27 protein-coding genes, 2 tRNA genes and 1 pseudogene are annotated in these 26,613 nt (G+C 72.3%); 15 read left to right on the plus strand and 15 right to left on the minus strand.

Annotated features, from left to right (window positions below; genetic code table 11):
• Positions 1–12: 12 nt before the first annotated feature.
• Together QMG39_RS05220 and QMG39_RS05225 are read left to right on the plus strand one after the other, a co-directional pair.
• Positions 13–204, plus strand: a complete 192-nt coding sequence (locus tag QMG39_RS05220) for a DUF1918 domain-containing protein (protein WP_281882813.1) — start codon at positions 13–15, stop codon at positions 202–204.
• A gap of 45 nt (positions 205–249) precedes the next feature.
• A complete protein-coding gene (locus tag QMG39_RS05225; protein WP_281882814.1) occupies positions 250–1,032 on the plus strand; it encodes an SGNH/GDSL hydrolase family protein in 783 nt (260 codons plus the stop codon).
• Between the two features lie 12 nt (positions 1,033–1,044).
• Here QMG39_RS05225 and QMG39_RS05230 read toward each other — a convergent pair whose 3' ends face one another.
• The 3 genes from QMG39_RS05230 to QMG39_RS05240 are packed head-to-tail and all read right to left on the minus strand — an operon-like array spanning position 1,045 to position 3,533.
• Positions 1,045–2,190: a DUF443 domain-containing protein gene (locus tag QMG39_RS05230; protein WP_281882815.1), complete on the minus strand. Its 1,146-nt coding sequence runs from the start codon at positions 2,188–2,190 to the stop codon at positions 1,045–1,047.
• Positions 2,191–2,199: 9 nt separating this feature from the next.
• Positions 2,200–2,709 (minus strand): FBP domain-containing protein, encoded by a 510-nt coding sequence (locus QMG39_RS05235; protein WP_281882816.1) that lies wholly within the window; start codon positions 2,707–2,709, stop codon positions 2,200–2,202.
• A 38-nt stretch (positions 2,710–2,747) separates the two neighbouring features.
• Positions 2,748–3,533, minus strand: a complete 786-nt coding sequence (locus tag QMG39_RS05240; RefSeq protein ID WP_281882817.1) for a hypothetical protein — start codon at positions 3,531–3,533, stop codon at positions 2,748–2,750.
• Positions 3,534–3,665: 132 nt separating this feature from the next.
• On the opposite strand from QMG39_RS05240, the gene QMG39_RS05245 reads away from it, so the two are divergent.
• The 3 genes from QMG39_RS05245 to QMG39_RS05255 all read left to right on the plus strand — a co-directional run bounded on the left by QMG39_RS05245 (position 3,666) and on the right by QMG39_RS05255 (position 6,266).
• The gene (locus tag QMG39_RS05245) at positions 3,666–5,303 is read left to right on the plus strand and encodes a stealth family protein (protein WP_373878304.1); all 1,638 of its coding nucleotides are present in this window, start codon (positions 3,666–3,668) and stop codon (positions 5,301–5,303) included.
• 5 nt (positions 5,304–5,308) lie between these two features.
• A complete protein-coding gene (locus QMG39_RS05250) occupies positions 5,309–5,740 on the plus strand; it encodes a hypothetical protein (RefSeq protein ID WP_281882818.1) in 432 nt (143 codons plus the stop codon).
• Positions 5,741–5,828: 88 nt separating this feature from the next.
• Entirely contained in the window at positions 5,829–6,266 is a 438-nt protein-coding gene (locus QMG39_RS05255; protein ID WP_281882819.1) for a hypothetical protein, read from the plus strand.
• Positions 6,267–6,281: 15 nt separating this feature from the next.
• Here the strand turns inward: QMG39_RS05255 and QMG39_RS05260 are convergent, their stop codons facing one another.
• The 4 genes from QMG39_RS05260 to QMG39_RS05275 all read right to left on the minus strand — a co-directional run bounded on the left by QMG39_RS05260 (position 6,282) and on the right by QMG39_RS05275 (position 9,403).
• On the minus strand, positions 6,282–7,196 hold the full coding sequence (locus tag QMG39_RS05260; RefSeq protein ID WP_281882820.1) for a hypothetical protein: 915 nt from the start codon (positions 7,194–7,196) through the stop codon (positions 6,282–6,284).
• Between the two features lie 56 nt (positions 7,197–7,252).
• Positions 7,253–7,741: a hypothetical protein gene (locus QMG39_RS05265; protein WP_281882821.1), complete on the minus strand. Its 489-nt coding sequence runs from the start codon at positions 7,739–7,741 to the stop codon at positions 7,253–7,255.
• A gap of 58 nt (positions 7,742–7,799) precedes the next feature.
• Positions 7,800–8,738 (minus strand): phosphodiesterase, encoded by a 939-nt coding sequence (locus QMG39_RS05270; RefSeq protein ID WP_281882822.1) that lies wholly within the window; start codon positions 8,736–8,738, stop codon positions 7,800–7,802.
• Between the two features lie 110 nt (positions 8,739–8,848).
• A complete protein-coding gene (locus QMG39_RS05275) occupies positions 8,849–9,403 on the minus strand; it encodes a hypothetical protein (RefSeq protein ID WP_281882823.1) in 555 nt (184 codons plus the stop codon).
• 82 nt (positions 9,404–9,485) lie between these two features.
• Between QMG39_RS05275 and QMG39_RS05280 the strand changes: the two genes are divergently transcribed.
• Entirely contained in the window at positions 9,486–10,340 is an 855-nt protein-coding gene (locus tag QMG39_RS05280; RefSeq protein ID WP_281882824.1) for a PhzF family phenazine biosynthesis protein, read from the plus strand.
• 51 nt (positions 10,341–10,391) lie between these two features.
• Here QMG39_RS05280 and QMG39_RS05285 read toward each other — a convergent pair whose 3' ends face one another.
• Both QMG39_RS05285 and QMG39_RS05290 read right to left on the minus strand, forming a co-directional pair.
• Complete coding sequence (locus QMG39_RS05285) at positions 10,392–11,477, minus strand: DNA glycosylase AlkZ-like family protein (RefSeq protein WP_281882825.1); 1,086 nt, start codon at positions 11,475–11,477, stop codon at positions 10,392–10,394.
• An 86-nt stretch (positions 11,478–11,563) separates the two neighbouring features.
• The gene (locus tag QMG39_RS05290; RefSeq protein ID WP_281882826.1) at positions 11,564–13,078 is read right to left on the minus strand and encodes an MFS transporter; all 1,515 of its coding nucleotides are present in this window, start codon (positions 13,076–13,078) and stop codon (positions 11,564–11,566) included.
• Between the two features lie 129 nt (positions 13,079–13,207).
• Between QMG39_RS05290 and QMG39_RS05295 the strand changes: the two genes are divergently transcribed.
• A complete protein-coding gene (locus QMG39_RS05295) occupies positions 13,208–13,852 on the plus strand; it encodes a TetR/AcrR family transcriptional regulator (RefSeq protein ID WP_281882827.1) in 645 nt (214 codons plus the stop codon).
• 12 nt (positions 13,853–13,864) lie between these two features.
• On the opposite strand, the gene QMG39_RS05300 is transcribed toward QMG39_RS05295, so the two are convergent.
• Together QMG39_RS05300 and QMG39_RS05305 are read right to left on the minus strand one after the other, a co-directional pair.
• The gene (locus tag QMG39_RS05300) at positions 13,865–14,836 is read right to left on the minus strand and encodes an SIS domain-containing protein (RefSeq protein ID WP_281882828.1); all 972 of its coding nucleotides are present in this window, start codon (positions 14,834–14,836) and stop codon (positions 13,865–13,867) included.
• Complete coding sequence (locus tag QMG39_RS05305; RefSeq protein ID WP_281882829.1) at positions 14,800–15,963, minus strand: hypothetical protein; 1,164 nt, start codon at positions 15,961–15,963, stop codon at positions 14,800–14,802. The genes QMG39_RS05300 and QMG39_RS05305 overlap by 37 nt, the downstream gene beginning before the upstream one ends.
• Before the next feature lie 128 nt (positions 15,964–16,091).
• On the opposite strand from QMG39_RS05305, the gene QMG39_RS05310 reads away from it, so the two are divergent.
• The 4 genes from QMG39_RS05310 to QMG39_RS05325 all read left to right on the plus strand — a co-directional run bounded on the left by QMG39_RS05310 (position 16,092) and on the right by QMG39_RS05325 (position 20,033).
• Positions 16,092–17,189 carry a polyamine ABC transporter substrate-binding protein gene (locus tag QMG39_RS05310; RefSeq protein WP_281882830.1) on the plus strand — a complete coding sequence of 366 codons (1,098 nt, stop codon included), beginning with the start codon at positions 16,092–16,094 and terminating at the stop codon, positions 17,187–17,189.
• A gap of 90 nt (positions 17,190–17,279) precedes the next feature.
• On the plus strand, positions 17,280–18,092 hold the full coding sequence (locus QMG39_RS05315) for an ABC transporter permease (protein WP_281882831.1): 813 nt from the start codon (positions 17,280–17,282) through the stop codon (positions 18,090–18,092).
• Entirely contained in the window at positions 18,085–18,936 is an 852-nt protein-coding gene (locus QMG39_RS05320) for an ABC transporter permease (protein ID WP_281882832.1), read from the plus strand. The genes QMG39_RS05315 and QMG39_RS05320 overlap by 8 nt, the downstream gene beginning before the upstream one ends.
• Positions 18,933–20,033 (plus strand): ABC transporter ATP-binding protein, encoded by a 1,101-nt coding sequence (locus QMG39_RS05325; RefSeq protein WP_281882833.1) that lies wholly within the window; start codon positions 18,933–18,935, stop codon positions 20,031–20,033. The genes QMG39_RS05320 and QMG39_RS05325 overlap by 4 nt, the downstream gene beginning before the upstream one ends.
• On the opposite strand, the gene QMG39_RS05330 is transcribed toward QMG39_RS05325, so the two are convergent.
• Positions 20,012–20,623: a TetR/AcrR family transcriptional regulator gene (locus QMG39_RS05330; protein ID WP_281882834.1), complete on the minus strand. Its 612-nt coding sequence runs from the start codon at positions 20,621–20,623 to the stop codon at positions 20,012–20,014. The genes QMG39_RS05325 and QMG39_RS05330 overlap by 22 nt on opposite strands.
• Positions 20,624–20,756: 133 nt before the next feature.
• On the opposite strand from QMG39_RS05330, the gene QMG39_RS05335 reads away from it, so the two are divergent.
• The 3 genes from QMG39_RS05335 to QMG39_RS05345 all read left to right on the plus strand — a co-directional run bounded on the left by QMG39_RS05335 (position 20,757) and on the right by QMG39_RS05345 (position 25,013).
• Positions 20,757–22,073: a glycosyltransferase gene (locus tag QMG39_RS05335; protein ID WP_281882835.1), complete on the plus strand. Its 1,317-nt coding sequence runs from the start codon at positions 20,757–20,759 to the stop codon at positions 22,071–22,073.
• Complete coding sequence (locus QMG39_RS05340; protein ID WP_281882836.1) at positions 22,070–23,482, plus strand: NAD(P)/FAD-dependent oxidoreductase; 1,413 nt, start codon at positions 22,070–22,072, stop codon at positions 23,480–23,482. The genes QMG39_RS05335 and QMG39_RS05340 overlap by 4 nt, the downstream gene beginning before the upstream one ends.
• 76 nt (positions 23,483–23,558) lie before the next feature.
• Positions 23,559–25,013 carry an aminobutyraldehyde dehydrogenase gene (locus QMG39_RS05345; RefSeq protein WP_281882837.1) on the plus strand — a complete coding sequence of 485 codons (1,455 nt, stop codon included), beginning with the start codon at positions 23,559–23,561 and terminating at the stop codon, positions 25,011–25,013.
• A 16-nt stretch (positions 25,014–25,029) separates the two neighbouring features.
• Here the strand turns inward: QMG39_RS05345 and QMG39_RS05350 are convergent, their stop codons facing one another.
• Positions 25,030–25,950: an alpha/beta hydrolase gene (locus QMG39_RS05350; RefSeq protein WP_281882838.1), complete on the minus strand. Its 921-nt coding sequence runs from the start codon at positions 25,948–25,950 to the stop codon at positions 25,030–25,032.
• 99 nt (positions 25,951–26,049) lie between these two features.
• Here QMG39_RS05350 and QMG39_RS05355 point away from each other — a divergent pair.
• Positions 26,050–26,250 (plus strand): annotated as a pseudogene (locus QMG39_RS05355) (substrate-binding domain-containing protein); the annotation flags it as partial.
• A 44-nt stretch (positions 26,251–26,294) separates the two neighbouring features.
• Here QMG39_RS05355 and QMG39_RS05360 read toward each other — a convergent pair.
• Positions 26,295–26,368, minus strand: a tRNA-Met gene (locus QMG39_RS05360).
• Positions 26,369–26,395: 27 nt separating this feature from the next.
• Positions 26,396–26,467, minus strand: a tRNA-Thr gene (locus QMG39_RS05365).
• Positions 26,468–26,613 lie beyond the last annotated feature (146 nt).

The raw sequence follows: 26,613 nt of genomic DNA on the forward strand, positions 1-26,613 counted from the left end.
GGGGATGCAACGATGCATGCGGTCATTGGCGAGCGCCTCGTCATCCACGGCAAGCAGGTCGGGCAGGCGGAGCGGCACGGCGAGATCATCGAGGTGCGGGGCCAGGACGGCGATCCGCCGTACCTCGTGCGATTCGACGACGGCCACGAGAGCCTGATCTTCCCGGGCTCCGACTGCGAGGTCGAGCACGCGCACACGGGCTGAGGAGCCCGGCACACCACCGGCATCCGACCGACTAGCCTTGGCCGGGTGTTCCACAGCTACGCGGCGATCGGCGACAGCTTCACCGAGGGCGTCGGCGACGAACTGCCCGACGGCTCGGTGCGCGGCTGGGCCGACTTCGTCGCGCTCGGGCTCGCCGAGCACGCCGCCGCGCAGTCGACGGGCCCGGTGCGCTACGCGAACCTCGCGATCCGCGGCCGCAAGCTCGGCCCGATCCTCGACGAGCAGCTCGAGCCCGCCGTCGCGCTGGCCCCCGAGGTCATCAGCCTGAACGGCGGCGGCAACGACATCCTGCGCCCCAAGATCACGGTGCCCGAGGTCGCCGGCCGCCTGCGCGGGGCGGTCGACCGCATGCGCGAGGCCGGCATCCACGTGCTGCTGCTCTCGGGCGCGAACCCGACCGACCACCTGCCGCTCGGCAACGTCTTCGGCCGTCGCGGCGACGCGCTCGCCGAGGAGGTCTTCGGCTGGGGCGAGCTCGACGGCGTCACCACGGTGAACAACTGGGCGGATGCCGGGCTTCGCGACATCCGCTACTGGTCTGCCGACAGGCTCCACCTCAACGCGCTCGGCCACGCCCGCGTCGCGAGCAACGTGCTCACGGCGATCGGCGTGCCCGTGCCCGGCGAGTGGGGCGTCGAGGAGGTCGCCGCCGCGCCGCCCGCGGGCCGCAGCCGGAACACCGCCGCCTACTACCGCGAGTTCGTGATGCCGTGGATCGGGCGCCGGCTCACCGGGCGCTCCTCCGGCGACGGCCGCACCGCGAAGCGCCCCACCCTCGAGCCGGTGCCGCTGACCACGACCGGCTGAGCGGGCCCCGCGTCACCCCTCGTACTCGTGCACCGGCGCGGCCGCCGGGTCGCCCTCGACCGCGCGGGTCACCTCGGCGACCCGCCGGTCGGTGGTCGACGCGCTGATGTTGCGGATGAAGATGATCAGCCAGCTGAAGATCAGCCCCGCCGCGACCAGCTCGACCGCCGTCAGGTTGTAGTACCCGAACGGGAAGAACATCAGCACGCTCACGAGGATGATTCCGATGAACGCGTAGCCCAGCACGAGGAAGGCGTTCGGGAAGCCGGGCAGGAACCAGCGCAGCCCGATCACGATCACGAGGTAGACGACCGCCATGCCGGTCGCCACGGTGTTGTGCACGCCGAAGAACAGGTCGACCGGGAAGACGCCGACGCACGCGAGGAAGATGCCGAGCAGCACCAGGCCGCCGGTGATGGTGCGGATGCCCCGCTCCGCGTCGAGCCCGCGCTCCTCGGACCACTGCCGCAGCTCGCCGCCGATGTAGCGCGCGAGCGCCGTGACCACGAGGCCGCCGAGGATGAGGGTGATGCCGAACGCGTAGCCCGACGCGTCGCGCGCCGTGCCGAGCGCGGAGAGGTTCTTCTCCCACCAGAGCGGGTCGGAGGCGGTGAGCATGCTGCCGAGGCATCCGCTCACGAGGAAGAACGCCAGAAGGGTCGCGATCGACGACGCGGAGACGCCCGCGGCCACGAGGTAGGTGAAGTACGAGGTCACCGCGGCGATCGCGCCGGCCAGCAGCGCCGCGGTGATGCCGTAGAGCGATGCGCCCCGGAAGGCATCGCCGAGCAGCGCGCCGAGCCCGACGACGAGCAGCAGCACGAGCACCGCGGCGGTAAACGCGAGCGCGAGCGCGTCGACCCAGCGCGCCCAGGTCGGCGTGCGATGGGCATAGGCCGGGTTCAGCGGCAGGCCCTGCACGCCGTAGCCGATGCCGAACGCGATGGCCGCCGAGATCGCGGCCGCGAACGCCGACACCTCCGCGACCGAGCCCCAGCCCGTGATCGGGATCGCCTCGAACCCGCCCACGATGAGCATGCCCAGCGCCGCGGCCACGAAGGCGACGGCCGCGGCGACGATCGCGCTCGCCTCCACGGTCTCGGCGGTCGGCGCACGCCAGTAGTCGAGGATGCGGGGCCTGCGCGTCGCGTCGCTCACACCCGGATGCTATCGGTCCGCTGCGGCGGCCCCGAGCACCTCGTCGACGAACGACTCCGCGCGGCGGAGCGTGTCGGCGATGCGGCGCTCCATCTGCCCGGGCGCGCGCACCTCGTGCGGCGCGAGCGGCGCACCGAGCCGCACGTTGCCCGAGCAGGACAGGTCCGCGCAGATGTACGTGCCGATCGAGTTGCCCTGTCGACCGGCGTCGCCCGCGCGCCGCGCAGAGAACAGCGAGATCTGGTCGGCCGGCTGCATCGTGTGGCACAGGTTGCAGATGGCCGAGTGCCGGCGCGACATCGTTGTCGTCGCCGCGCGCAGCACGATGCCGACCGGGCGGTCGTCGCGCAGCGTCACCAGGTAGGCGCGCTGCCTGGCCGACGGGTCGCGCCAGCCGAGGAACTCGATCGCCGACCACTCGGTGAGCGGGTAGTCGAGGGGCAGCGTGAGCTGCTCAACCTCGTCGTCGACGGCATTCACGAGCGAGTCGCGGATCTCGGCGTCGGTCAGTGGTCGCAACGGTCATCCTCCCCGGGGTCGACCCTTCCCAGTCTGCCTCAGGCGTCGGCGTCCATGGTCCAGACGACGCCGTCCGCGTCGGCCGTCCAGATGATGCGGAGCACCTCCCCCATGCGCATGCCCGCGGGCCGCAGCCGCTCGGGCACGTCCTCGAACGCGAGCACGAGGCTGAGTCCGCCGGCGAGGAACGTGCGCTCCTCGGCGCAGTCGGCGTCGGCGCCGTCGATCGTGTCCGGCTGCAGCATGATCAGGCAGACGCGCCCGTCCCTGTCGCGGAACGCCCAGAAGCCGTAGCCCAGCTCCTCGTCGACCAGCCGCGTCGTCGCCCGCGCGCTCGCGCCGAGGAACGCCTCCATGGGCAGCAGGTCGGCCTCGACCTGCTCGCGCTCGAACACGGCGAGCCCCGTGCCGGGCGGCGGCGTGAGCGTCACGGCGAACCAGGCGCCGACGGCGATCGCGGCCACGCCCGCGATGAGGGCGCGACGGATGCCCCTGCCGCGGCGCGTCCCGGACCCCGGCGGCTCGGTCGGCCGGTCGTCGTCATCGCCCGCCGCTCGGTCGTCCGCGGCATCCGCCGCCATCAGCCCCGCGAGCAGCTCGTCGGCCCCGGGCGCCTCGGTCTCCGCCGCATCCGAATCGGGCGCCCGCCGCTCCGACGCGGTCGTCGCCGCGGTGCTCCCGCGCTCCAGCTCCGCGATGCGCGCCAGCACCTCGGACAGCTCGCCCGCGGCATCCGAGGAGAACCCGTCGGGCGTGCCGTAGACCACGGCCTCGAGCGCACGACGACGCTCACGCAGGGCGCCGAGTTCGTCGTCGAATTCCATTGCTGCTCCGGGTCCGAGCCTACGCGCGTCCACCGCGTGGCGACAGCGGACGCGGCGGCGGCGATCCGCGACATAGAATCGACGGATTCCGCGCGCCCGCGCGACCCGACCCCCCGGAAAGCACGAGGTGCAGTGACGATCGACCCTGATTCGCAGCAGGCGGATGCCCCCGAGCTGGTGCTCGTGACCGACGGCCGGCGCCGCCCGCGCTTCGAGCGCGACGACATCGTGCTGCGCAAGGGCCTCTACGCGCTGCGGAACGGGCATCTCACGCCGCACGAGTCGATGGTCGAGGACCTGCTCGCGATCGGGACGGCGCTCGACGCCGCATCCATTCCCTTCCTGCTGGTGCGGGGCGACGACGACCGCATGATCGTCGCCGTCGACCGTGCGCGCCGGCGTGAGCTCGCCGCGGCGCTCGCGGACGCGTTCTGGGACGAGCCGTTCTACTCGCAGGCGATCGAGCCGCGCAAGGTCGCCGACGTCGAGCCCGTGCTGCTCGCCGACGGGAAGCTCGCCGGGCACCGCAAGGCGTCGGCGATGCGCCTGTACCGCCCGCGCATCGAGCCGGCCGGCCGGCTGCGGTACGGCGCCGAGTCCGCCGTGCAGCTCGAGCTCTGGCGCTTCGGCGACGACCTGATCACCGCGCCGCTCGAGAACGCGCTGATGCGGCGCACGCTGCCGCGCGCCGAGGCGGTGCAGGACACGGTGCACCTGTTCGGCCGCGACTGGCCCACGCTCGAGCATATGTTCTCGCCGCTCGCGAGCGACGTGGACTTCGAGATCGACATGGTCTTCTCCTGGGTCGACGGGTCGAGCGACGAGTTCCAGCGCGAGCGGGCCAAGCGCATGCAGCACTACGTGGTGGGCGCGGGCGACGACTCGGAGGCCCGCTACCGGCAGATCGACGAGCTGAAGTACGCGCTGCGGTCGGTGTACGTGTACGCACCCTGGGTGCGCCACATCTACATCGCCACCGACTCCGGGGCGCCGGGCTGGCTCGCCGACCACCCGCGCGTGACCATCGTGCCGAGCGAGGCGATGTTCCCCGACCCGTCGGTGCTGCCCACGCACAACTCGCACGCGGTCGAGAGCCTCCTGCACCACATCCCGGGCATCAGCGAGCACTTCCTGTATTCCAACGACGACATGTTCTTCGGCCGCCCCCTGCGGCCAGACGTGTTCTTCTCCCCCGGCGGCATCACGAAGTTCGTCGAGGCGACCACGCGCATCGGGCTCGGTGAGTCCGATCCGAGCCGCAGCGGCTTCGAGAACGCCGCGCGCGTGAACCGGCGGCTGCTGCGCGAGCGCTTCGGGCGGGTCACCACGCGGCACCTCGAGCACTGCGCCGCGCCGCTGCGCAGGAGCGTGCTCGCCGAGCTCGAGGCCGAGTTCCCCGAGGACTTCCGCCGCACCGCCGCGAGCCGCTTCCGGTCGGCGACCGACATCTCGGTGACCAACTCGCTGTACCACTACTACGCGCTCATGACCGGCCGTGCGGTCGTGCAGACCGGCGTCACGGTGAAGTACGTCGAGACCACGCTGCGCAAGGCGCTGCCCGCCATGCGCCGGCTGCTGAAGCGCCGCGACCACGACATGTTCTGCCTGAACGACGGCAGCTTCCCCGAGATCTCGGTCGAGCAGCGCACGCGCGCGGTCACCGAGTTCCTCGATCGCTACTTCCCGATCCCCGCGCCGTGGGAGAAGGAGGTCGCCGAGACAGGACGGTGGAGTCCCCCTATCGCTGGAGCCCGGGCGACGCTAACCTGACCGGCATGGACCGACGGACGCTCCGCCGTACCACCGCCGCCCTCGCCCTCGCCGCGAGCGCCCTGCTCCTCCTCGCCGCATGTACTCCCGGCACCAGCGCAATCGAGCACTATGACGGCGCCCCCGAAGAGTACGACTCCGCGTATGGGTCCTCGAGCGCCGAGGGCCTCCAGGTCTTCGTGCTGGAGAACGGGGACAAGCTCGCCATCACGCTCTACGGCAGTTCGAGTTGCCCCTGGATCGGCGAGACCATCGCGGTGACGGCCAAGAAGGACGAGGGCAACGCGGTCGAGATCGAGGTGCGGCCGCTGCCCGACAACACCGCGTGCACCCAGGACTACGTGCCGCACACGACCGTGTTCTGGACACCGAAGACGTACGTCGAGACGAACGGCCTCACGGTCACCGCGCTCGGCCAGTCACTGGTCCTGCAATAGTGCCGCGCCGTGGCACGGTCGCGCCCCCGGCCGTGCCACGGGCGGATGCCCCTGTCGCCGAGGCGCGCACGGCGATACGCTGACGGGCATGGACCGACGGACGCTCCGCCGTACCACCGCCGCGCTCGCCGTCGCCGCGAGCGCCCTGCTCCTCCTCGCCGCGTGCAATCCCGGCACCAGTCCCGTCGAGGACTACGCCGGCGTCCCGGAGGAGTACGACCAGGCCAGCCCGGATCCCGAGTCGACCGGCATGCAGGCATTCTGGCTCGACGAGGGCGGCAAGCTCGCCGTCACGATCTGGGGCAGCTCCGGATGCCCGTGGGTCGGCACCGACATCTCGGTCACGGCCGAGGCGGGTGAGGGCAACGCGGTCGAGATCACCGTGCCCGAGCTGCCCGCCGACATGGCGTGCACCGCGGACTACGCGCCGCACACGACCGTGTTCTGGACGCCGACGTTCGTGACCACGACCGAACCGCTCGAGGTCACGGCGCTCGAGCAGACGGTGACGCTGCCGGTCAAGTAGGGCTGGACGGCCGAATCACACTTCGGGCGGCAAGACGCAGCGCCAGACCACGACGCCGGAGCCCCCGCTCTCGTAGTCGTACGCGAACGAGTAGTCCAGCGTCACCGGTCCGCCTTCCCAGACGATCCACTGGTCGTACATCTCGTTCATCTCGCCGTAGCAGCCCGGCGTGTAATTGCCGAGCGCGGTGACCGTGACCGGGTTCGTGAGGTAACCGGGGGTGGAGAGCCCGCCCGACGAGCCGCTCCCGCTCGAGCCGCCGGACGAGCCGGACCCGCCGCTGCCGGCCGCTGCCTCCGCTGCTGCCGCGGCCGCTTCGGCGTTCGCCTTCGCCTCGGCCTTCGCCTTTTCGACCGCGGCCTCGTGCGACTCCTCGAGCGCGTCGACGGCCGACTGCAGGGACCGGTACGCGAGCACGGTCTGCGGCGCCCCGACCGAGACCGCGAGTCGCTCGGCGCGGTCGGCGGCCCGGTCGGCGAGGTCGTCCTCAGCCATTTCGGCGTCGTCGAGGGCGGTCATCGCATCCTCGTACGCGGTACCCGCGAACGCGACGAGCTCGACGCGCACCGCGTCGCGTGCCATCGCCATCTCTGCGAGGTCGGTGCCCGCCCACGCCGAGTACAGGCTGTTCAGTGCCCCGGCGAGTGCCGTGACGTCGACGTCACGGTCGCGCTCCTCGACGAACCCGACGAGCTCCTCGATGGGCGCGATCTCGCTCGCGGCGGAGGCACGCTCGGCGTCCAGCGCGAGCGCGTACCGCTCCTGCGCGTCTGCGGCCGCCGTCTCGACGGCCACGGCCTGCGCCTCGTCGCCGCGCTCGGCTGCGGCGAACGCGGCCGGCATCCACGCGACGTACGCGGTCACGGCGAGCACCAGGGCACCGCCCCAGACCCAGTCGGCGACGTGACGGCGGCGTCCGGTTCGGTGCATCCCTCAACCCTGTCACGGCGGGGGGATTCGTCTGGTCGGCTGTGGAGGGCGTGCGATCAGTCGGTGCGCCACGCGCCGGAGCCTGGTCCGGCCGCACCGAACACGCCGAGCGCGAGCAGTACCAGGCCGACCTCGGCGAGACCGATGCCGAAGTACACCGCCTGCAGCACGCTGAACGGGATCACCATCATCTGCACGAAGATCCAGATGAGCGCCGTGTACCCGGCGACCGTCGCCGCGAGCGCCGCCCAGCGCACGCGACGCAGCAGCGCGACGAACGCGACCGCGTGCGTGCCGCCGAGCACCAGCGCCAGCACGACTCCCGGGATCGCGTAGGAGCCGAACGGGGAGCCGTCGAGGTACTCGACGGGCGGTACGACAGCCGAGGACGACGACGCGTCGACGCTGCCGAGGATGAGCGCCACTCCACCGGCGGCGGCCGTCACCGCCACGAACGCCTGGAGCACGAGGAGCAGGAACCTGCCGATGCGGTCGCCGGCCACGGTACCGGTGGGTGCGTGGGCCGGGGCGGGTGCGACGTCCATGACCCGATCGTCCGCCCGCGCTGCCTGGCAGCGCGGGACCAAGGGCCCTCGCCTCCAGCTAGGCCAGCACCTCGCTGGGCAGGGTGAGCGGCGGCTCGACGGGCGCGGCCGGAGTCTCGGCGTCGGCGATGACGATGCCGTCGCCCGCGAGGCGCGCGGCGGACTCGTCCGCGTCGATCCAGTCGAGCGCGGGGAACTCGCCGAGCGGCACGACCGAGTGCAGCACCGTCGTCGGGTACACGTGCACGAGGTTGAAGGCCCGCGCGCCGTCGCGGCCCCGGGTGCCGCCGACCGGCACGTTGAGGTCCTGGGTGTAGCAGGTGGCGGATGCCACGGAGACCGGCACGCCCGCGAAGGTCGCCGTCGACGAGTAGTGCAGGTGGCCGGCGATGATCGAGCGCACGTCGCTGCCCTCGATCACCTCGGCGAGCGCGGCCTGGTCGCGCAGCTCGACGCTCACGGCGAGGTCGAGCACGCTCGGCACGGGCGGGTGGTGCATGGCGAGGATCGTGCCGTGCGGGGCATCCGTCGACAGCTCCTCGGCGAGCCAGTCGAGCTGCTCGCCGGAGACCTCGCCGTGGTGGTGGCCCGGGACGGTCGAGTCGAGGGTGATCACGCGCAGGCCGTTGACGTCGTACACGCGGTCGACGGGGCGGTCGCTGCCCACCTCGTCGAACAGTCCGCTGCGGAAGGCGTGGCGCTCGTCGTGGTTGCCCATGACCCAGATCACCCGGGCGCCGACGCGCTCGGCGGCGGGCTCGACGATGCGACGCAGGCGCGCGTAGGCGTCGGGCTCGCCGCGATCGGCGAGGTCGCCGGTGAAGACGATGGCCTCGGGGCGGGCACCGGATGCCTCGAACTCGTCGAACAGCTGACGCAGGTGCCGTTCGCTCGGCACGCGGTCGTAGAGGCTGCCGCCGCCTGAGAGCAGGTGCGTGTCGGAGATGTGGAGCAGGAAGTGATCCGGCCGGGGGTACTCGGCCGTGCGCGTGGTCACGATTGGTCCTTCGGTGAGCGTTGAGCGGTCGCCGTCGGCCGCCGGACAGGGACTCTAGCGCATCACACCGAGCCGAACGCGAGGTGAACGCGGCGTGGAGTCATCGTTCGTCATGGCAGCGGGATGACGCCCACGCCGATGCGGATGTCGCGCTGCGCCTCCGAGGCCGGCACGATCTCCCAGGCGATGCCTGCGTCGGGCGGCCAGCGCACCTCGAACGCCTCGCGATACGTGACGCCCTCGACGCGCTCGGCGAGCGGCACGTCGTCGAGCCGGAGCCAGTCGGTGAGGCCCTCCGCCGCGAACACGTCCTCGCTCGTGCAGCGGATCGCGAACGGCACGGCCTGCTCGGGCGCCGAGCGTGCGAGGCACACCTCGCCGTCGGCGGTGCGGGTGCCGAACCAGCTCCATCCCAGCACGTCGCCGAGCAAGCGGGTCGCCGCGTCGACGCGGCCGAGCTCGCCGTCGGGCGCCTCGAGCCGGTCGGCCGAGGTCGGTGCCCGGTCGAACACGGCGAGGCCGGTCGGCGGTGAGGTGAGCGTGCGCAGCTGCGTGATGCCGAACACGATGAGCACGGCGGATGCCACGGAGATCGCGGCGACCGCGAGCCGGACGCGCGGCCGTGCGCCGGCGCCCCCGCGTCGCCCTCGACCGGCGGGATCCATGCACCCACGCTACGCCCACCGGGCCACGGACCGCAGATCGGCCCGGTGCTCGCGGCGGCCCGCACGACTACCCTCGGACGACATGACCGACGTCCTCCGCCTCGCCGCGTTCACCTCCGATCCCGCGGGCGGCAACCCCGCCGGCGTCGTGCTCGACGCGAGCGGGATGGACGACGCCGCGATGCTCGGGATCGCTGCGGAGGTCGGGTACGCCGAGACCGCGTTCGTCACGTCGGCGCGCGCCGACGGCGGGGGCCGGCGCTGCGGCATCCGCTACTTCTCCCCCGTCGCCGAGGTGCCGTTCTGCGGGCATGCGACGGTGGCCACCGCGGTCGTGCTCGCCGAGCGCGACGGACCCGGGCCGCTCGTGTTCGACACGCCCGTCGGCGAGGTGGCGATCACGACCGCGACCGGGCCCGGCGGCATGGAGGCGTCGTTCACGAGCGTCGATCCCGCGGTCGAGCCGCTGGACGACCCGCTGCTGGCGCACCTGCTCGGCATGCTGGCGCTCGATGCCGCCGACCTCGATCCCGCGCTGCCGCCGCGCATCGCGTTCGCGGGCAACCGGCACCCCGTGCTGGTGGTGGCCGACGTCGAGGCGCTCGACCGGGTCGCGTTCGACCCGGCGGCCATGCGCGCGCTCATGGACGCCGAGGGGTGGGCCGCGACGGTCACGGTCGCCCACCGGCGCGGCCCGGCCGAGTTCGAGGTGCGCAACGTCTTCCCCGTCGGTGCGATCGTCGAGGATCCGGCGACCGGCGCGGCCGCGGCGGCGCTCGGCGCGTACCTGCGGGAGGTCGGGGCGGTCGCACCGCCCGCGGACCTCGTGATCCACCAGGGCCGCCACGTGGGCCGGCCGAGCCTGCTGCGCGTGCACGTGCCCGAGCGAGGCGGCATCACCGTGAGCGGCACCGCGGTGGGGATCCCGGCGGGCTGATCCCGGCGGGCTGATCCCGGCGGGCTGATCCCGGCCTGTGCCGGCGGCGGATCAGGCCCGCTGCAGCTCCAGCCAGTCGGCCAGCGCATCGATCTCCGCGTCCACCGCGGCGGCGAGCGGGGTGTCGAACGGCTCGTCCTCGTGCACGGCGTTGACCGTGAACCGCCCGGTCGCGCGGTCGGCGGTCGCGTCGAGCTTCCCGACCAGCCGGTCGCCGTGCAGGATCGGCAGCGGGAAGTACCCCCAGCGGCGCTTGTCCTTCGGCGTGTACATGCCGAGCGCGAACTCGAAGCCGAACACCGCCTCGGCCCGCTTGCGGTCCTGCACGAGCCGGTCGAACGGCGACAGGATCACGGTGCGGGCGGCGAGCGGATGCTCCTCGAGCGACGCCCGCACCACAGGGTCCAGGCGCCAGCGCCCCCGGACGCCCTCGATCCGCACCTCCTCGCCCTCGTCGCCCACGTCGAGCGGCTCGCCCGGCGACCCGTAGGCGCCGACCCGCATGACCCCGAGCGAGCGCAGACGCCGGCGGTTGCGCTCGGCGAGCGCCTCCTCCTCGGGCAACGCCTCGACGCCGGCCGGGTGGACGCGCTCCGCGAGGTCCCACACGCGGGTGGCACCCCGCCTGCTCGAGACCGCCACCTCCGCGCGCGCGGCGAGGACCTCGAGCATCATCGTGGCGTTGCGGTTCGCGTTCCACCCGGACGACGGCCAGTCGACCACGCTCGTGTCGGGCACCTCGCGCGCGGTGAGCGGCCCCTCGTCGGCGAGCAGCGCGAGCACGTCGCGGCGGAAGTCCTCGTTGTCCTCGAGCCAGTCGCGCGCCTTGGCGCTGCGCGGCGCGCCCCGCATCCGGTCGAGGTACAGCCGGAGGTCCTCCGCCGGCCGGATCATGCCCTCGAGCTCGACCAGCACGCGCTCCACCTCGAGGGCGGTGAGCAGGTCGTCGGGTTCGTAGCCGTCGATGCGGCTCCAGAGCATGAGGTCGGGCGCGGGCGCGATCGCCGCGGTCATGTCGGCCTGCAGCAGCGTGAGATGGCGCACGGTGTCGAGCAGGTCGGTCGGCCGCGGCTCGTCGAGCAGCTGGGCCCGCACGGCGATGCGGCGCGCCTCCTGCCTGCTCAGCGTCTCCGCCATGGATCGAGCTTACGGCCGCCTGCCGACGCGACGCGGCGACGGGCCGAGGCAGGATGCCCCGAGCCGTCGCCACGTCGGCCGCCCGGTCAGGCCACGGGCACCGGCTCCGGGTCGGGCGCGTCGGTCCGGGCGTCCGGGTCGGCGGCCGGGTGCGCGGTCGAGGTGCCCTGTCCCCGGCGGCGGAAGAGCACCGCGGACACCACGGCGCCCACCGCGAAGAACGCCGCGCCCCACCAGTAGGCCGTCGCATACCCGGCGAGCGCCGCATCCACCCCCACCTCGGCGGTGACCGGGGCGTTGGCGGTGAGGAAGTCGGCCGTCGCGGTCGCGGCGAGCGTATTCAGCAAGGCGGTGCCGATGGACCCGCCCACCTGCTGGCTCGTGTTCACCATCGCGGAGGCGACCCCGGCGAACCGCCGGTCCACCCCGAGGGTGGCGGTCTGCATCGATGCGGGCATGATCGTGCCCATCGCGAACCCGATCACCATGAGCGGCGGCAGCACGTGCGCGGCGTACGTGCTCGACGCGTCGAGCAGCGTCAGGCCCGCCATGCCGAACGCACCGAGCGTCATGCCGATCGGCACCAGCACCTTCGGACCGAACCTCGGGACGAAGAGGTTCGTGCCGAGCTGGGCGGCGAGCACGAGCATCGCGATCATCGGCAGGAACGCGAGGCCCGTCTGGATCGGCGAGTAGCCGAGCGTCGCCTGCAGGTAGTAGGTCACGAACAGGAAGATGCCGAACATGCCGGCGCCGGCGATCAGCACCGAGAAGTAGGCGGCGCCGCGGTTGCGGTCGAGCACGATCGGCAGCGGCAGCAGCGGATGCGTCGCGCGACGCTGCCACAACACGAACGCGACGAGCAGCACGACGGATGCCCCGAGCATCCCCCCGGTCAGCGGCGCGTCCCACCCGTCGGTCTCCGCGTGCGAGAACCCGTACACGAGGGCGAACAGCGCAGACGAGACGAGCAGCGTGCCGGGCACGTCGAGCTGCGGGCGCGGGCCGGTACGCGCGACACGCGGGATGAAGGCGAGGGCCCCGAGCAGGGCGAACGCGGCGATCACCACGTTGATGTACAGGTTCCAGCGCCAGTCGAGCCACTCGGTGAGCACGCCGCCGAGCAGCAGCCCGACCGCACCGCCCGCCCCGGCGATCGCGCCGAACACGCCGAACGCACGCGCGCGTTCGCGCGGGATGACGAAGGTGGTCGTGAGCACCGCGAGCGCGGTGGGCGCCAGGAGTGCGCCGAACGCGCCCTGCAGGGCTCGTGCGGCGACGAGCAACTCGAAGGTGTCGGCCGCCCCACCGAGCGCGGAGGCCGCGGCGAATCCGATGAGGCCGACGACGAAGGTGAGCTTGCGGCCCATGAGGTCGGAGAGCCGGCCGCCGAGCAGCAGCAGGCTGCCGAAGGCGAGCGAGTAGGCGGTGATGATCCACTGCCGCTGGCCGTCGGAGAACCCGAGGTCGGCCTGGGCTGACGGGAGCGCGATGTTCACGACGGTCGCGTCGAGCACGACCATGAGCTGGGCGAGTCCGACCACGACGAGCGTGATCCAGCGGCGCCGGTCGGGCGCCTGCGTTGTGGCATTCGAGGTCATGCGGGCCACTCTATACGGTACTAGCAAGTTCCGGATATACTCGGTTCAGGAATTCACCCGCACGACACGTCCCGGGAACATAGGATCGATCGTGACCGGACCCGCGGCGATCGGAAGGAGGCGGCTGCGATGACGCAGACCGACGCCACACCCGATGCCTCCGCCAAGCCGAAGCTCGGCCGGCGGCGCGACCACTCCCGCGACCCCGAGATCCTCGAGGCCGCCCTCGACGTGCTCGCAGAGACCGGCTACGAGGGCATGACCATCGACATGGTCGCCGCGCGGGCGAAGGCGGGGAAGGCCACCCTCTACCGCCGCTGGGCCTCCAAGCCCGATCTCGTGATCGACGCCGTCGCCTGCATGAAGGCCACCGACATCGACTACGCCTCCCCGCCCGACACCGGCACGCTTCGGGGGGATCTCCTGGCGATGGTACGCACGCCGTCGATCAAGGACAGCGAGCGCAAGCTCAAGGTCATGGCGGGCATCGCTTCGATGATCGCTCGCGCGCCCGAGCTCGGCGAGGCCGCCCGCGCCGCCCTGGTCGAACCGCGCGCCGGCGCCAACCGCATCGTCTTCCGTCGCGCGATCGAGCGCGGCGAGATCCCCGCCGACACCGACGTCGAGACGCTCAGCATGCTCGGCCCCGCACTGGCCACCTATCGCGTGCTCATGCTCCAGCAGCCGATGACGCGTGAGTTCATGGTCGAGACCATCGACCGCATCATCCTGCCGGCGGTGGGACTCGCGCCGCCCGAGGCATCCGCGGACTGACCGCGCGGCGCGCTAGCCCTGCCGCAGCCAGTGGTCGGCGACCAGCTCGCCGACGAGCACCTCGGACAGGGCGGCGACCGTGTCGTCCTCGTCGCCCGGGAAGCGCAGGGTGAGCTCGGCGCCGGGCAGGTCGCGGCCGATCGACGCGAACCGCGAGCTGCGCATGGCCATCCACTCGAGGGCCTGCGCGTCCCAGGCCGACCCGGCGAACACGAGCGCCCGGTAGTCCTGCGTCTTCGTGAGGTACACGTCGACGTGCGACCAGTCGCCGGTCTCCGAGGCGAAGGCCGCGCGCCGCGGCACCTCGCGCAGCATGAGCGCCGACTGCTGGGCGCTCGACGCGCGCTCGGCGGGCGCGAGTGCCCACGTGCCCATGGGACCGGCGAGCAGGTCGGCCATGGGCGCCAGCCAGTCGGCGGATGCCTCGAGCAGGTGCGCGCTCGTGTCCGCAGCCGCGCGCAGGGCGGCCGGGTCGAACCGCGCCTCGGGCGCCGTGCCGAGCAGTTCCGCGAGCACCTGGTCGAGCACCGCGAACGTCGCGCGGAAGGTGCGGCACGCGACGCCGGACGCCTCGACGCCCGCGTGCAGCGGCACCACGACGTCGGCCGCACGGGCGAGCTCGGAGTCGGCGCGGTTCGTGACCGCGACGAGGCGTCCGGTGCCGCGGTAGCGCTCGATCGCGCGCAGCACCTCGACGCTGCCTCCCGTGGCGGAGACGGCGACGACGGCGAGGTCGGGCGCGGCCGGCGGCAGCAGCGCGACGCTGGCGAGCTCGACCATCACCTGCGCGTCCACGGCGCGGTAGCGCCGGGCGACCACGTCGGCGGCGTAGCGGCTCGAGCCCATGCCGAGCACGAGCACGCGCGACGCGGCGAGCATCGGGAGGCGGTCGAGGCCGTCCAGCCCCGCGTCCACGGCGTCGGCGAGCGCGCCGAGCGTCTCGGGGATCAGCTCGAGGTCGGATCGAAAGGCGGCGGTGTCCACGGGACCTCCGGGAGTTCGTGCGATGACGGGTATCGATGGGTGATCGCCGCATCCGGCGCGTAGCGCCAGGCCGGCAGGAAACGGTCGGCGTAGTGGAGCTCTGCAGCGAGCTGCTCCGCCTCGAAGCCGGGCAGCAGCGCCTCGTCGAAGAGCTCCGCCCGCCCCAGTGTCTCGCGGTACGCGGACAGCAGTGCGTTGCGGGCACGGTCGGCCCACGCCCACGCGGCGTCGTCGACGCGCCTGGCGTACTTCTGCGCCACCGCGGCGACCAGGTCGAGCGAGACGAGCAGGTGGGCGACGTCGCGCGCCGCCGCATCCGGCCGCCCGCGCTCGTCGGCCGGCAGCGCCGGGTCGCCGTCGAAGTCGATGATCGTGTAGCGGCGTGCGCCGTCGTCGCCGGCGGAGGCGAGCACCTGCCCGACGTGCAGGTCGCCGTGGATCGGGAACTCCCAGCCGGGCTCGGTCGCCCCGAGCGAGCGGATGCCACCTGCGAGCGCCTCGCTCCGGTTGGCGAGCCGCGCCCCGGCGTCGCCGGTCGTCGTGGCGAGTGCCCGGTCGAGCGCAGCCTCCGCCCGTACGCGACGTGCGACGGGGGCATCCGGCGCGGCACTCCTGGCGTCCGAACCCAGCACGTCGTGCAGGCGGGCCGCGTGCACGCCGAGCACGGCGGGCCAGTCGGGCTCCGCGCCGCCGTCCATGCGGGCCTGCACATCCGCGACGGCCCAGGTCCAGCCGTCGGTCGCGCCCACGTGGAAGTCGGTGACGATCGCGAGCGTCGAGGTGCCGAGCTGCGGATGCCGCCACTGCACGCGTCCCCGCAGCCGGTCGACGCCGTCGGTGCCGGCGTCGGCGAGGCGCTCGAGCAGCACGGCCGAGCGGTCGGAGGCCGCCCACTCGCCGACGATCTTCACGATGACGCGATCGCCCACGATGACCGAGGTGTTGGTCTGGTCGACCTCGATGGCCCGCTCCGGGGCATCCGCCTCGATCTCGGGAACGACCAGGCGCGCGAGCGCTCGCCCGACGCCGTCGCCGGCCGCCGGACGCGCCCCGTCGACCCGCACGCGACCACCCTCGCCGACCGTCACGACACGGCCGGCGACGACCGGCGAATCTCCATCGAGCATCGAGTTCATTGAATTGCGATTGTAACTATTACGCAAACTCTCCTCCACTGTGTGCAGAGATCCATTGCGGTTCCTTCAGTCGTGGTGCAACATTCCACACAACCTTTCCCACGCCCCAGGAGGTACCCATGCGCACCACGCGACGCGTCGCGGCCGCAGCAGCCGGATCACTCGCCCTCGCCTTCGCCGTCACCTCGTGTGCCGCCGACGGCGGCTCGGAGGAGCTCGACCCGGACGCCGACATCACCCAGCAGACCCTCACGGTCTCGAACTGGGCCGACTACTACCCCGAGGACCTCGCCGAGCGCTTCGAGGAGGCGACCGGCGTGAAGATCACGATCGTGAACCACACCACGAACGAGGACATCGTGGCGAAGCTCACCGCGAGCTCCGACCCCGGCATCGACGTCGCGTTCATGTCGGGCCAGTACGCGCAGGCGCTCGGCGAGCAGGGCATCCTCGCCGAGCTCGACAAGTCGCTCATCCCGAACGAGTCGAACCTCTACCCCGAGGCGCTCGAGCTCGCGTACGACCCGGGCAACGTCTACTCCGAGCCGTACGCCTGGGGCACGACCGGTCTCTGCTACCGCCCCGACCTCACCGGCTACGACCCGACGTCGTGGAACGACCTGCTGAACCCGCAGGACGACCTCGTCGGCAAGACGACGATGCTCTCGACCGACCGGTGGCTGTCGATGCCGGCCATGAAGGCGCTCGGCTACTCGCTCAACTCGACCGACGACGCCGAGCTCGAGGAGGCCAAGGCGCAGCTGATCGAGACGAAGGGCACGCTGCTCGCCTACGACGACACCACCTTCTACGCCAAGCTCGTCTCGGGCGAGGCCGCGATGGTCGAGGCGTGGGACGGCTGGTGCAACTACGGCATCGCCGAGAACCCCGACATCCAGTTCGTCGTGCCCGAGGAGGGCGCCGACCTCTGGGTCGACACCATGACCGTGCTCGAGAGCTCGGAGAACAAGGAGGCCGCGATGGCCTTCATCAACTACATCCTCGACCCCGAGGTGCAGACCTGGGTCGCGGAGAACATCCTCTACAAGGTGCCGAACCAGGCCGCGATGGACGCGCTCGACCCCGAGCTCGTCGAGGCCTTCCCGACCCTCGGCATCACCGTCGACGAGCTCACGGAGCAGGAGGTGATCGTCGACCTCGGCGACGACACCGTCAAGTACGTCGACCTGAACGCCGAAGTGCTCGCCACGAACTGACCGTGACGAACCAGCTCCACCAGGCAGCCCCCGCCGCACGCGCCTCGCGCGTGCGGGGGGCTCGCCCCGGCGCCGTTCCTGGCGCCGGGCATGCTCTTCCTCATCGTCTTCATGGCGGTGCCGGTCGGGCTCCTCGCCTTCTACACCTTCTTCAAGCGCGGTCGCTTCGGCGGCGTCGTCTTCGAGCCCACGCTCGACAACTGGGCGAAGCTGTTCGAGCCGCTCTACGTCGGCGTCATCGCCCAGTCCATCGGGCTCGCGCTCGTCGTCACGCTGCTCGCGCTGCTCATCGGCTACCCGATGGCGTACGCCATCGCCGGGCTCTCGCCGAAGTGGCGCACGGTCGCCCTGATCGCGGTCGTGCTGCCGTTCTGGACCAACTTCCTCATCCGCACCTACGCGTGGATCCTGCTGCTCAACAACGCCGGCTGGGTGAACCAGTGGCTGCAGGGCCTCGGCATCACCGACGAGCCGATCAGCATGCTCTACACGCCGCAGGCGATCGTGGTCGGCCTGCTCTACATGTACTTGCCGCTCATGGTGCTGCCCCTGTACGCATCGCTGCAGCAGCTCGACCCGTCGCTGCGCGAGGCGGCCACCAACCTCGGCGCGACGCCCTGGCGCGCGTTCCGCACCATCACGCTGCCGCTGTCGGTCCCCGGCGCCCTCACCGGCAGCATCTTCGTCTTCGTGCCCGCGATGTCGAACTTCGTCATCCCCGAGCTCATCGGCGGCGGCAAGACGATCATGATCGGCAACCTCGTGCGCGACCAGTTCTTCGAGGCCCGCGACTGGCCCTTCGGCGCCACGCTCGCGCTGCTGCTCACGTTCCTGCTCGTGCTCGTCATCGTCGCGCAGGCGGCCGTCTCGCGCCGACTCACGGAAGGACCGCGCCGTGGCTGACCGCATCACGACCGAGGCGCCGACGACCGAGGCGATCCGACGGGCCGAGCCGACGGCGCGCCCCAGGCTCGCACGCAAGCCCCGGGGCATCCTCGTGCCCCTCTGGCTCGGCTACGTCTTCCTGTACCTGCCCATCCTCATCGTCGTGGTGATGAGCTTCAACGACTCGTCGAACCTGTTCGTCTGGCGCGGGTTCTCGCTCCGCTGGTACCCCGAGCTGTTCGCCAACGAGGCGCTCATGCAGGGGCTCGTCAACACGCTCATCGTCGCGACGGGCGCGACCGCCATCGCGACCGTGCTCGGCACGCTGCTCGCGTACGGCATCCAGCACTACACCCGCGGCGGCCTGATCCGCGCGTTCGCGATCGCCCCGGCGATCATGCCCGACCTGCTGCTCGGCATCGGCCTGCTGACGTTCTTCTCGCTGATCACGTTCACGGTCGGCCTGCACTCGGTGATCATCGCCCACGGCGTGTTCGCGACCGCGTTCGTCACGGCGATCGTGCTCGCCCGCATGGCGAACCTCGACCCCAGCCTCGAGGAGGCGTCGCGCGACCTCGGCGCGGGCCCGGTGCGCACCTTCGTGCGCATCACGCTGCCCCAGCTCGCCCCGGGCATCGTCGCCGGCGCCCTGCTCGCGTTCACGCTCTCGCTCGACGAGTTCGTGATCGCGTTCTTCACCTCGGCGCCGACCCAGCCGACGCTGCCGATCGTCATCTACTCCATGGTGCGCTTCGGGGTCACGCCCGAGGTGAACGCCCTCGCCAGCATCCTGCTGCTCGTGAGCATCGTCACGGTGATCGCGGCGCAGCGCCTGACCCGACTGACAGGATCCACACGATGAGCCAGGCACCCCTGCTCCGCATCGACGGCGTGCGCGCCGTCTATGGCGACACCGTCGCCCTGCACGACGTCTCCCTCGACATCGCCGACAACGAGTTCTTCGCCCTGCTCGGCCCGTCGGGCTGCGGCAAGACGACCCTGCTGCGCTCGATCGCCGGGTTCGAGACCCCGCAGTCGGGACGCATCGAGCTCGACGGCGACGACCTGATCGGCATGGCACCGCACCGGCGCCCGGTGAACATGATGTTCCAGAGCTACGCGCTCTTCCCGCACCTCAGCGTCGAGAAGAACATCGCGTACGGCCTCGAGTCGGAGGGCCTCGGCCGCGACGAGGTGCGCACGCGCGTCGGCGAGGTCATGGAGGTCGTCGGCCTCGAGGCGCTCGCGAAGCGCCGGCCCGCGCAGCTCTCCGGCGGGCAGCGCCAGCGCGTGGCGCTGGCCCGTGCGATCGTGAAGCGGCCGCGCCTGCTGCTGCTCGACGAGCCGCTCTCGGCGCTCGACCGGCAGGTGCGCGCGTCGATGCAGCTCGAGCTGAAGCGCCTCCAGCACGAGGTCGGCCTCACCTTCGTGGTCGTCACGCACGACCAGGAGGAGGCCATGTCGATGGCCGACCGCATCGCCGTGCTGCGCGACGGGCGCCTCGAGCAGCTCGCCACCCCGCAGGAGCTCTACTCGGCGCCCGCCACCCGCTTCGTCGCGTCGTTCATCGGCAGCGCCAACCTGTTCGACGGCAGCGCCGTCGACGGCGGGGTCGAGGTGCCCGGCGTCGGCGTGGTGCCGGTCGACACGCACGACCTCGCGCACGGCACGGACGCGACCGCGGTCGTGCGCCCCGAGGACGTCGAGCTCGTCACGGATGCCGCCACCGCGACGCTCCGCGGCACGATCGTCGACACGTACTTCCTCGGCGGCGCCTCGACGATCTCGGTCGAGGTCGCCGGGCTCGACGCGCCGGTGCTCGCGACCGTGCACGGCGCGAGCCGGCTCGAGCGCGGCGCCGACGTGGGCATCCGGTTCGCCCGGGCGACGGCGGTCGCGCGCGAGCAGTCCGAGGCATCCGCCGACGCGCCGGCCGCTCAGCCCGAGGTCAGCGCATGACCGGTCGCGAGCCTGGCGTAGGCCACGATGAGCTCGAGCGCGGCGTCGTGGTCGATCGTGGGGTGCTTCGCGTTGATGCGGTAGCCGTAGGCGTCCTCGAGGGCGACCAGGTTGCGCGCGATGGTGAGCGAGGGCTGGGCGAGCGTGAAGACGCCGCGCGCGGCGCCCTGCTCGAGCACGACCTGGTACATGCCGACCTGGCGGTCGTAGAGCGTCGTCAGCAGCGACGCCATGAGCGGGTTGCGCCCGGCCGAGCCGCCGAGCTCGCAGAGCAGGCGCACCTCGGTGTCGTCGGGGCCGCTCGGGAGCCCGGACTTCGCCAGGGCGAGCAGCCGGGTCACGGGGTCGTCGTCGAGCTGCTCGAGCATGCGGACGCGGCCCTCGTAGAAGCGCTCCATGCCGGCCCGGTTGGCCTCGAACATGAGCTCGTCGACGTCGGGGTAGTAGTAGAGCACCGCGCCCGACGTGAGCCCCGCCTCCTCCGCCACGCGGTTCAGTCGCGCACCGTCCGGACCGTGCGCCGCGATCGCCCGCTGGGCCGCCGCGACCAGCTGGCTGCGCCGCTCCTCCTGCCGCTTCGGCCTCGCCATGGGGCTCCCTCCCGCTGGAACAGATTCCCTGCATCGTCCCACAGTTCTTCCGCCTTGTGGCCATGAATCACAAGGTTCTGTGACAACCAAGATCCCTCCATCCGCATTCAACGAACCCACGAACGGAGTCGCCATGACCGACGAACGCCGCACCTTCCTCTTCATGCCCGAGAGCGCCTACGGTCCCACGAACAACTGCATCGGCATCGGCAACGAGCTGCTGAAGCGCGGCCACCGCGTGGTGTTCGCCGCCGAGCGCTCGTGGGAGGGCAAGCTCACCGCCCTGGGCTTCGAGGAGGACCTCGTCGACCTCGCACCCGTCGAGGAGCCGGCCGAGGGCGAGGAGGCCGCCGAGCAGGACGCGGGCCAGTTCTGGAAGGACTACATCAAGGAGGTCTCCCCCGAGTTCCGGAAGACCACCACCGAGCAGCTCGAGACCGTGACCCTGCCCATCTGGGAGGAGCTCGTCACGGGAGCGAAGTTCTGCGAGCCGCAGCTGAAGGACATCATCGCGCGCGTGCAGCCCGACGTGATCATCGAGGACAACGTGCTCACCTTCCCGGCGCTCGTCACCGCGGGCGTGCCGTTCGTGCGCATCGTGTCGTGCAACCCGCTCGAGGTGCCGGGCGAGGGCATCGCGCCGGTCTTCTCGGGCCTCGCGAAGGACGACACCGAGGGCTGGGCCGCGTTCCGCGCCGAGTACGAGCGCACCCACCGCCCGCTCTGGCAGGAGTTCGACGCGTGGGTGCAGGAGCAGGGCGCCCCGCCGTTGCCCGACCTCGAGTTCATCCACTCCGGCGACGAGAACCTCTACGTCTACCCCGAGGAGCTCGACTACACCGACGTGCGCCCGCTCGACGAGCACTGGCACCGCCTCGACTCCTCGGTGCGCGAGACCGAGGCCGCGCCCACCGACCTGCCCGAGTCGTTCACCGACGGCAGCCGCCCGCTCATCTACTTCAGCCTCGGCTCGCTGGGCTCGGCCGACGTCGGGCTCATGCGCCGCGTGATCGCCGCGCTCGCCGACATGCCGGTCAACGTGATCGTCTCCAAGGGCCCGCTGCACGACGAGCTCGAGCTCGCCGACAACATGTGGGGCGCCGAGTTCCTGCCGCAGACCAAGCTGCTGCCGCTCGCCGACCTGGTCATCACGCACGGCGGCAACAACACGACCACCGAGTCGCTGCACTTCGGCAAGCCGATGATCCTGCTGCCGCTGTTCTGGGACCAGTACGACAACGCGCAGCGCGTCGACGAGCAGGGCTACGGCCTCCGCCTCGACCCGTACCGCTTCACCCCGGAGGAGCTCCAGGGCGCGGTGCAGCGACTGCTCGACGACACCGAGCTGCGCGCGCGCATCGTGGCCATCGGCGAGTCCATCCGCTCGCGGGGCGGCGTCGCCGCGGCCGCCGACGTCATCGAGCGCGCCTCGGTACGGGAACACGCGTGAGCACGACGACGACGGATGCCGCGGCCAGCGCACTGCGCGATGCCGCGCCGCGCCCGTACTGGCTCGACCGTGACGACGCCCCCGCGGCCCGCGCCCCGCTCGCGGGCGGTGCGGGGGCCGACCTGGTCGTCATCGGCGCCGGGTTCACGGGCCTGTGGACGGCGTGGCGCGCGCTCGAGCGTGACGCCGCGGCAACCGTCGTCGTCCTCGACGCGGAGTCGGTCGCGTACGGCGCGACCGGCCGCAACGGCGGCTTCGTCGCGAGCTCGCTGACGCACGGACTCACCCACGGCGAGGCGATCTGGCCCGACCAGGTCGGCGCGCTCGCCGAGGAGGGCGACCGCAACCTCGACGAGCTCGTCGACACGATCGAGGCCGCCGGCATCGACTGCGACCTGCGGCGCTCGGGCAAGACCACGATCGCCGTGGAGGAATGGCAGCTCGCCGGGCTGCGCGAGGCGCACGCGCTCGCCGCTCGGTACGGGGTCGACCTCGAGCTGCAGTCGCGCGACGAGGTGCAGGCCGACGTGCACTCGCCGACCTACCTCGGCGGGCTGCGCGACCGCGCCGGCACCGTGCTCGTCGACCCCGCGCGGCTCGCGTGGGGCATGGCGGCCTCGCTGGAGGCGCGCGGCGTGCGCATCTTCGAGTCGTCGCCGGCCACCGGCATCGAGACGCACGGCGCAGGCGTGCGGGTCGCAACGCCGGCCGGCCACGTCGACGCGCGGCACGCGGTCGTCGCGACGGCCGCCTACCCGGGTCCGCTCAAGCGCCTCGGGTCGTACATCATGCCGCTCTACGACCACGTGCTCATGACCGAGCCGCTCACGGCCGCGCAGCGCGCGTCGATCGGCTGGGCAGAGGGCCAGGGCCTCACCGACGCGGGCAATCAGTTCCACTACTACCGGCCGACCGCCGACGGCCGGGTGCTGTTCGGCGGCTGGGACGCGGTGTACTACTCCGGCGGCAAGGTCGACCCGAGCCTCGAGCAGCGCGACTCGTCGCACGAGCTGCTCGCCCGGCACTTCCTCGAGACGTTCCCGCAGCTCGAGGGCGTGCGCTTCACGCACCGCTGGGCCGGGCCGATCGACTCGACCACGCGCTTCACGGCCGCCTACGGCACCGCCCGCGGCGGGCGCGTCGCCTACGCGGTCGGGCACACCGGGCTCGGGGTCGGCGCCTCGCGCTTCTCGGCCGACGTCGCGCTCGACCTGCTGGCCGACGAGCCCACCTCGCGGCTGCGCTACGACATCGTGCGGCGACGTCCGTTCCCGATCCCGCCCGAGCCGTTCCGCAACCCGATCATCCAGTACACCCGTCACTCGATCCTCGCGGCCGACGCGCACGAGGGCCGGCGCAACCTCTGGCTGCGCACGCTCGACCGGTTCGGGCTCGGCTTCAACTCCTGAGCACGGGCTCGCGCCCGTCTCGCAGCACCACCCCGGCCCGCGGCATCCGTCGCCCGGCCTCGAAAGGAACCAGACCATGACCACCGGAACCTTCATCGGCGGCTACCGCCCCGGCTCTGGCGGCGACGCCGTCATCGTGAACCCGGCGACCGAGCAGGAAGTCGCCTCGCTGCGCGAATCGGGCGTCGCCGAGGTCGACGAGGCGGCCGCCGCGGCCCGCGCGGCCCAGCCGGAGTGGGCGGCGAAGACCCCCGGCGAGCGCTCGCTCGCGCTGCTGAAGCTCGCGGATGCGGTCGAGGCCGACGCCGAGCACCTCGCGACGCTCGAGGTCGAGGACTCGGGCAAGCCCTGGACGACCGCGTTCGACGGCGAGCTGCCGTTCAGCGTCGACAACCTGCGCTTCTTCGCCGGCGCCGCGCGGTCGCTCGAGGGCACCGGTGCGGGCACCCTCTCGAACGGCTACACGTCGATCCTGACGCGGCGGCCGGTGGGCGTGGTCGCGGGCATCACGCCGTGGAACTTCCCGCTGATCATGGCGATCTGGAAGGCCGGCCCGGCGCTCGCCGCCGGCAACGCCGTGATCGTGAAGCCGGCTCCCGCCACCCCGCGCACGACCCTGCGGCTCGCCGAGCTCGCGGTCGAGTCGGGCCTGCCGTCGGGGCTGTTCAACGTCGTCACCGGCGACGCCGAGGTCGGCCAGGCGCTCGTCGCGCACCGTGAGGTCGACATGGTCAGCGTCACCGGCTCGACCCAGACCGGCAAGGCCGTGATGCGCGGCGCCGTCGAGGGCGTGAAGCGCGTGCACCTCGAACTCGGCGGCAAGGCGCCCGTGATCGTGTACGCGGACGCCGACCTCGGTGCGATGGCGCACGCCGTCGCCCTCGGCGCCACCTACAACACCGGCCAGGACTGCACGGCGGCGACGCGCGTCTACCTCGAGCGCTCGGTGTTCGACGACGGCGTGGCGGCGCTGCGCGCCGCGCTCTCGGGCGTCGTCGCGGGCGATCCGATGGACGCCGACACCCACATCGGCCCGCTCATCTCGCGCGGCCACCGCGACCGGGTCGACGGGTTCGTCTCGCGGGCCGTCGCCGAGGGCGCTGAGGCGCTCGTCGGCGGGCACGCGATCGACCGCACGGGCTCCTACTACGCGCCGACGCTGCTGGTCGGCGCCGCCCAGTCGTCGGAGATCGTGCAGGGCGAGGTCTTCGGCCCGGTGCTCGTCGCGTTGCCGTTCGACGGTGAGGCCGAGGGCGTGGCGCTGGCGAACGACAGCGCCTACGGGCTCGCCTCGTCGGTGTGGACCTCCGACGTCGGCCGCGCGATGCGGGTGAGCCAGCAGCTCGACGTGGGCGTCACCTGGGTCAACGACCACCTGCCGATCGCGTCCGAGGCGCCGCACGGCGGCGTGAAGGGCTCGGGCTTCGGCAAGGACATGTCGATGGAGCCGCTGCTCGAGTACTCGGTGACGCGGCACCTGATGATCCGCCACGCGGCGCCGCCGGAGACCACGGGCTTCCGGCCCGCCTGAGACCGGGTGGGTCGGGTCAGCCCACCCGCTCGGCGATCCAGGCGACCGCCTCGCGCATGAGCGGCACGGGGTCCTGACCGAAGAACACGTGGTCGGCGCCCGGCACGCGCCGCAGCTCGACGGGCACGCCGGCGTCGGCGAGCGCCTCGGCGAACAGCTCGCTCTGCTCGAACGGCACGAGGGAGTCGGCGTCGCCGTGCACGAGCAGGAACGGCGGTGCATCCGGATGCACCTGCGCGACCGGCGAGCACTGCCGCAGCGCGCCGGCGCCGAGCGGCGAGCCGTCGACGAGGGTGCGGAACGGCTCGCGCGAGTACGTCTCGACATGGCCGGCGGGCACGCGCGCCGGGTCGACCGCGATGCCCTCCAGGGGCATCCGCTCGCCGTCGTGCACGCCGTACCAGTCGACGACGCCGAGCACCGTCGTGTCGCCGTCCGGCACGCCCTCCTCGCCCTCCCACTCGGGCTTCCCGCCGGTGAGGCCGACCAGCGCGGCGAGGTGCCCGCCGGCCGACTCGCCCCACGCGACCATGCGCGTCGCGTCGATGCCGAGGTCGTCGGCGAAGCGGCGCAGGTAGCGGATCGCCGCCTTCGCGTCGTGCAGCTGGGCGGGGAACGGCTCCTCGAGCGAGTGCCGGTACTCGATGGTCGCGACGGCGAACCCCGCGTCAATGATGGTCTGGAACAGCGCCCCGGGCGGCCACACCGACGGGGGCAGGCGGCGGTCGCCCTGCATCCAGCCGCCGCCGTGGATCCAGAGCACGACGGGCGGGCGATCGGATGCCTCGGGCACGTGCACGTCCATGACCAGCGAACGGTAGCCCGGGGTCATCGAGTACGTGAGCCCGTCGAAGCTGCGCGCGCGCTCCGGGCGCACGGGCTGGTCGCCGCCGACGGGAGGCAGGTAGGGCGGTGGGGGCCAGGGGCTCTCGCTCATCGTCGGACTCCTCGCGGTGCTCCGGTGCGTCGCATCCGCACAGCGTAGTCAGGGTTACGGGCGCACCTCGGGGAGAACCCACAGGGGCCCGAGGACGTCGGCGTCACGGGCGTCGACGACATCGCGGAGGCCGCGTACTTCTCGCCGCCCCTCACGACCCTTCGGGTGGACTTCGCCGCCCAGGGCCGCGCGGCGTTCGCCGCGCTGCTCGCGAAGATCGAGGGCCGCACTCCCGAGCACGAATCCGCGTTGCACGTCGGGCTCGTGGTACGCCGTTCGACGGGCGCAGATGGCGAGTGATGAGAGGCGACCCGCGTGCGCATCGACCGCACTCCGGAAGGAAGTAGCGAGGGCGGGACTCGAACCCGCGACACCACGATTATGAGCCGTGTGCTCTAACCACCTGAGCTACCCCGCCGCGTTCCACCCGCGAACGGATGGTCCGAGCCCCGAGTCAGGATTGAACTGACGACCCCTTCCTTACCATGGAAGTGCTCTACCACTGAGCTATCGGGGCGCGCTGCCGGATGTCGGCAACCAGAAGAGGATATCACCTCTCGAGCCGTGCTCCGAACCGGGGTCGTCATGGTGTGACGGATGCCCCTGAGCCCGCCGCCGCGCCCCCATTCGGCGCCGTCGTCGGCCGGCGCCTGGGCCGCGGTG

It is taken from the genome of Agromyces rhizosphaerae, from assembly GCF_027925245.1.
GTDB classification, from domain to species: domain Bacteria; phylum Actinomycetota; class Actinomycetes; order Actinomycetales; family Microbacteriaceae; genus Agromyces; species Agromyces rhizosphaerae.